At 41.9% G+C, this 6000-nt stretch carries 3 protein-coding genes; 2 read left to right on the top strand and 1 reads right to left on the bottom strand.

Going from position 1 to position 6000, the window contains the following annotated elements; genetic code table 11:
- Positions 1-80: 80 nt before the first annotated feature.
- Positions 81-788 carry a bifunctional 2-polyprenyl-6-hydroxyphenol methylase/3-demethylubiquinol 3-O-methyltransferase UbiG gene (ubiG, locus tag RH40_RS02585; protein ID WP_009599752.1) on the bottom strand — a complete coding sequence of 236 codons (708 nt, stop codon included), beginning with the start codon at positions 786-788 and terminating at the stop codon, positions 81-83.
- Between the two features lie 285 nt (positions 789-1073).
- Between ubiG and gyrA the strand changes: the two genes are divergently transcribed.
- Positions 1074-3689 carry a DNA topoisomerase (ATP-hydrolyzing) subunit A gene (gene gyrA, locus RH40_RS02580; protein ID WP_009599751.1) on the top strand — a complete coding sequence of 872 codons (2616 nt, stop codon included), beginning with the start codon at positions 1074-1076 and terminating at the stop codon, positions 3687-3689.
- Between the two features lie 212 nt (positions 3690-3901).
- Positions 3902-5785: a methyl-accepting chemotaxis protein gene (locus RH40_RS02575; RefSeq protein ID WP_009599750.1), complete on the top strand. Its 1884-nt coding sequence runs from the start codon at positions 3902-3904 to the stop codon at positions 5783-5785.
- Positions 5786-6000: the final 215 nt, after the last annotated feature.

The following is a 6000-nucleotide window of genomic DNA, read 5'->3' as shown; positions in this document are numbered from 1 at the left end:
GTGTTTACTTTACGACCAATCTCCAAGAAAAATAAAAAATAGCCGCTCATTTAGCGGCTATTTTCTTTGTTATCTTGAGGTTAAATTTTGTTAGCGTGAATAATGTAATTAACGCTCACATCTTTATGTAATTTATAACTATCTTTTAGTGGGTTATAACGTATACCAGTGATGCCTGCTTCATTTAAAGTACTCTGATCTATCATGGTAAGTAATTCAGAAGGGCGAATAAATTTCTCGTGATGATGTGTGCCTTCGGGGACGATTTTAAGAAGTTTTTCTGCACCAACGATAGCAAACAAGTAAGACTTAAGGTTACGATTTAAAGTGGAAAAGAAAACATGTCCACCTGGCTTTACGAGTGAGGCGCACGATTGAACAACAGATAGGGGATCAGGAACGTGCTCTAACATCTCCATGCATGTGACAATGTCATAGCTTTCTGCATTTAAATTGGCGTGCTCTTCAATCGTGCTTTGGATATAAGTTAGTTGAGTCCCTGTTTCTAGAGCATGAAGTCTCGCTACCTCTAGAGGTTCCTTACCCATGTCTAAACCTGTGACTATCGCTCCTTGTTTTGCCATGCTTTCTGCTAGTATCCCACCACCACAGCCAACGTCTAAAATCTTTTTACCAAATAGACCCTGTGAATTATCTTTTACATATTGAAGGCGTAATGGATTGATTTGATGAAGTGGTTTGAATTCTCCGTTTAAGTCCCACCAACGAGAGGCCATTTCTTCAAACTTTTTAATTTCATTTGGATCGACGTTTTTATTTGTAGACATAGGGGCTCAATTTAAACTGTTACTGACTTATGAGCATCTATCTTACACCGATTTGATATGAGTCTCCAAAATTGCCGATAAAATTATTCACTCACGAGGGCAAAAAAGAACCAATTTCTTCTGTCGAAAGCGGTATATGTGCAAATTCTCACCTTTTAAGTCATTTTGAGCTCTCAACCTGATAAAAGGTGAGGTAAAGTATGCCCTAACATTTAAATGTGTGTTATATTTCTTCACCTTAAGCGTATTGTACATACGATCTACAAATAGAGGGAAAATGGCTCTATGAGCGATCTAGCGAAAGAGATCACGCCCGTAAACATTGAAGATGAGCTAAGAGGTTCGTACCTTGACTATGCGATGTCCGTTATCGTTGGTCGTGCTCTTCCAGATGTGCGTGATGGCCTAAAACCAGTGCACCGTCGCGTTTTGTTTGCGATGAATGTGCTTGGTAATGATTGGAACAAACCATATAAAAAATCAGCCCGTGTCGTTGGTGATGTGATAGGTAAATATCACCCTCACGGTGATAGTGCGGTGTATGACACAATTGTTCGTATGGCCCAGCCATTTTCACTTCGCTACATGCTGGTCGATGGGCAAGGTAATTTCGGTTCGATCGATGGCGATTCGGCAGCAGCGATGCGTTACACAGAAGTTCGTATGTCAAAAATTGCCCACGAACTTTTGGCTGATTTGGATAAAGAAACGGTAGATTATGTTTTAAACTACGATGGAACAGAACAGATTCCAGCCGTTCTCCCGACAAAAGTGCCTAATCTACTCGTAAATGGTGCATCAGGCATTGCCGTAGGTATGGCAACCAACATACCACCGCATAATTTGACGGAAGTCATCAATGGCTGTCTTGAATATATCGACAATGAAGACATTACTATTGATGAACTGATGGAATTTATTCCTGGTCCTGATTTCCCGACTGCGGCTCTCATCAGTGGTCGTAAAGGTATCATCGATGCTTACAAAACTGGGCGCGGAAAGGTCTACATGCGCTCCAAAGCGGATATAGAAACAGACAAGAACGGTAAAGAAACGATCGTTGTCTCTGAGATCCCATATCAGGTCAACAAAGCCCGTCTCATCGAAAAAATTGCGGAATTAGTTAAAGATAAGAAAGTTGAAGGGATAAGTGCACTACGCGATGAATCTGATAAAGATGGCATGCGCATTGTGATTGAATGTAAACGTGATGCCGTGGGCGAAGTTGTACTAAATAACTTGTACGCGAATACACAATTACAAACCACGTTTGGCATTAATATGGTGGCCTTGAATAATGGTCAACCGCAGCTGTTCAACTTAAAAGAAATGCTCAAATGCTTCGTTGATCACCGACGTGAAGTCGTAACTCGACGTACTATCTTCGAGTTGCGTAAAGCGCGAGAAAGAGCACACATCTTAGAGGGTCTAGCTCTAGCTCTAGCGAATATCGATGAGATCATCGAGCTTATACGAAAGGCACCAACACCTGCGGAGGCAAAACTTGGACTAACTGCTCGAGGTTGGAATTTGGGTAACGTCGCTGCCATGTTGGAGAGAGCGGGTACAGACGCTGCTCGCCCCGAATGGTTAGAAGCACAATTTGGTATTAGAGATGGCCAATACTTTCTAACAGAACAACAAGCGCAGGCAATCCTCGACCTAAGGCTACAAAAACTTACAGGCCTTGAGCATGAGAAGATTCTTGACGAATACAAAACATTACTTGATGAAATTGCTGAGCTGATGATAATTCTTGCTAGCACTGAACGTCTTATGGAAGTTATTCGTGAGGAGTTAATTGCTGTAAGAGATGGTTTTGGTGACGAGCGAAGAACAGAAATTACTGCTGCGAGTCACGACATTGATCTCGAGGAGCTTATTGCTCGTGAGGATGTGGTTGTTACGCTTTCTCATGAAGGGTATGTAAAATACCAAATCTTAAGTGACTACGAAGCCCAGCGTCGAGGTGGTAAAGGTAAGAGTGCCACTAAGATGAAAGAAGAGGACTACATTGAACGTCTTCTTGTTGCAAATACCCACGATAATATTCTGTGTTTTTCCACGCGAGGTAAGACTTATCGCCTCAAGGTATACCAGTTACCATTAGCGAGTCGCAATGCTCGTGGAAAACCTATCGTGAATATTTTACCGCTGGAGGAAGGTGAGAGAATTACTGCGATATTACCAGTAGACCAGTTCTGTGAAGATAAGTTTATCTTTATGGCAACAGGTGATGGTACAGTAAAGAAAACTCCGCTTACGCAGTTTGCTAATGTAAGGGCAAATGGTCTAATTGCGGTTAATCTCCGTGATGACGACTCCTTGATCGGTGTTGATATCACCACGGGCGATAGCGATATAATGTTATTCTCCAAAGCAGGTAAAGTAGTTCGCTTTAGCGAGGATAAGGTACGAGCGATGGGTCGAACGGCTGCAGGTGTTCGTGGTATGAAGTTGAACGACGACGATCAAGTGGTTTCTCTTATTGTACCTGCAAATGACGGGGATGTTCTCACTGTAACCCAGAATGGTTATGGTAAACGAACACAACTGTCTGAATACCCAGTGAAAGGTCGTGCAACTCAAGGTGTGGTCTCTATAAAGGTTTCTGATCGCAATGGCCCCGTAGTTGGAGCTGTACAGGTGGTCGAGGGTGATGAGATGATGATGATCACTGATGCCGGAACACTAGTGCGTACGCGAGTTGCAGAGGTAAGCCAAGTGGGTAGAAATACTCAAGGGGTAACACTGATTCGTACAGCTGAAGATGAGTCGGTCGTTGGACTGCAACGAATTGATGAATTGGATGAAACAGATTTAGTTGAAGAAGAAAATGAGGAGTCTGTTTCGGAGTCGGAGCAGGAAACGTCCGAACAGAATTCAGATTCAACTGAATAAGACATCAAATTCGCTTATTGGATTTAAATACCAGGCATTTAGTCTGGTATTTTTTATTTCAAACTAGGCGTAAAATTTCGACATATAAATATGTGCTAACTCCCGAAAATACAATTGGTTATATTGACTCAATAATTTAATTAATTTACGTGCATAACAGTAAGTTTGATTATAAACTCTCCGCTCCTGTCTGTTCCAAGAAGTATATAAAAATGAAATTTTCACTAAAACAGAAGCTGATATTATCCAGCTTGATCGCTGTTATATTAATGGCGAGCGTCTTAACGTGGTTATCTGCATCTCAACTAGCTCAACAAACTCAACACGGAGTCTATTCAAGAGCCGAAACATTGGCTAATGCTGCGGCTGCGGGTATTTCTGATTGGATATCAATCAGAAAAGATATAGCAACTGCATTCAATGATTATACAGAGGAAACACAGCTTGTTCCTTTTCTAAAACAAGCCAGAAATGCCGGGGGCTTTGATGATATGTTTTTTGGTACACCTCAAGGAGAGATGTACCGCTCACACCCAGAGCGAAACCGTGCCGATTACGACCCTAGAGTTCGTCCTTGGTACATCGAAGCAAAAAATTCTGGAAAACAGATCATTACCACTGCCTATAAAGATGCGATAACACATGCGCTCTTGGTAAGTATCGCTGAACCTGTACGTCGTAACGGTCAGTTTGTAGGGGTTGTGGGTGCAGATGTATTGATTGATCAGCTGATCGATGATGTTATCAACCTTGATGCTGGAGACAATGCCTATGCCATGCTGATCGATGGCCAAAATGGAACATTTCTTGCGCATCCAGATAAATCGTTTTCTCTACAACCAGTGACGACTTTATCGCCTAAATTTGATTTAACTTCTATTAAGCGAGCAGCCTCTGAACGGGTTATACAAACTATCCAACGTGAGGGTAAAGAAAAGCTGTATTTCTTTGCTAAGGTTCCTGGTACTAATTGGTTTTTTGCTATAGAAATGGATAAGGCCACTGAAGAAGCAGCTTTTTCTCAGCTTCTTCAAAGCTTAATTATTACTGCAGTAATCATCACTATTATCGTAGCTGTAATGATTTCTTGGTTAGTGAGTTTCCTATTTAAAGACCTTGTTCGTGTATCGCAAGCACTCGAAGAGATCGCCTCAGGTGAAGGTGATTTAACTCAGCGGCTTGAGCCCAAAAGTGATGATGAAGTTGGCCAACTTGCTAAGAACTTCAATACTTTCGTTGGCAATATGCACACCATGGTTTCAAAGTTGAGCTTGGTCTCTGCTTCACTTTCCGAACAAGCCAAACAAACGGCACAACAAGCTGAAGAACGTAGTAATCGCATACGTGTTCAACAAGACGAAATTAATATGGTTGCTACTGCCATTAATGAAATGGCGGCAGCTACTCAAGAAATTGCCGGCAATGCAGAAGATACCGCACAAAATTCATCTGAGGCGGTTTCTGCTTGTATTTACGGTGGCCAGCAGGTTCATCAGACTCAGAGTTCGATACAAAATCTTGCCAGTGAAGTTCAGGTCGCAACGGGGGTGATTCAGGAACTTGAGGCGCATGGTAATAGCATTAGTACTATTCTTTCTACGATTCAGGGAATTGCTGAACAAACCAATTTATTGGCACTCAATGCTGCAATTGAAGCGGCAAGAGCTGGTGAGCAAGGGCGAGGTTTCGCAGTTGTTGCTGATGAGGTGCGAGTATTGAGTCAACGTACTCATGCATCGACTCAGGAAATTCAACAGATGATAGAGACTTTACAAAATACCACTACTAAGGCCGTGGGAATGATGGACGACAGCCGTCAGTTGACCGATATCAGTGTTAATGATGCAGATTCAGCAGCTGTAAGTCTTACTCAGATCCAGTCAGCAGTTGAAAGAATAAGTGATATGGCTACCCAAATTGCTTCTGCCGCTGAAGAGCAAGCGTCGGTGACCTCAGAAATAACACGTAATACAGTTGGCATTCGTGATGTTTCTCAAGATTTGGCTGAAGAAGCGCATTCTGCTGCGGCTCAGGCTTCCCAACTTTCCGAGCTCTCTCATGAGTTAGAAAACGAGATTCAGCGCTTCAAGCTTTAATCAGTTTACTTTTTCTAAAGCTCCTTTTTGAGGAGCTTTATTATTATCCCTTTCATAAAGCCTTTGTATATCAATATATTTTTGTCCTTTCTTTATTTTATTTCTCTACAAAGATCAAAGCTCACTACTATTGATATTTATATCTTTTAGATAAATTGCTCGTGGTTGTCTATTATTTATGCAAACGATTCTGGTCATGCAGTGGGCTTATTTCG

It is taken from the genome of Vibrio caribbeanicus ATCC BAA-2122 (assembly GCF_000165125.1).
GTDB classification, from domain to species: domain Bacteria; phylum Pseudomonadota; class Gammaproteobacteria; order Enterobacterales; family Vibrionaceae; genus Vibrio; species Vibrio caribbeanicus.
Note: the sequence above shows the minus strand (reverse complement) of the source record. Positions and strands in the feature narration are given on the sequence as shown.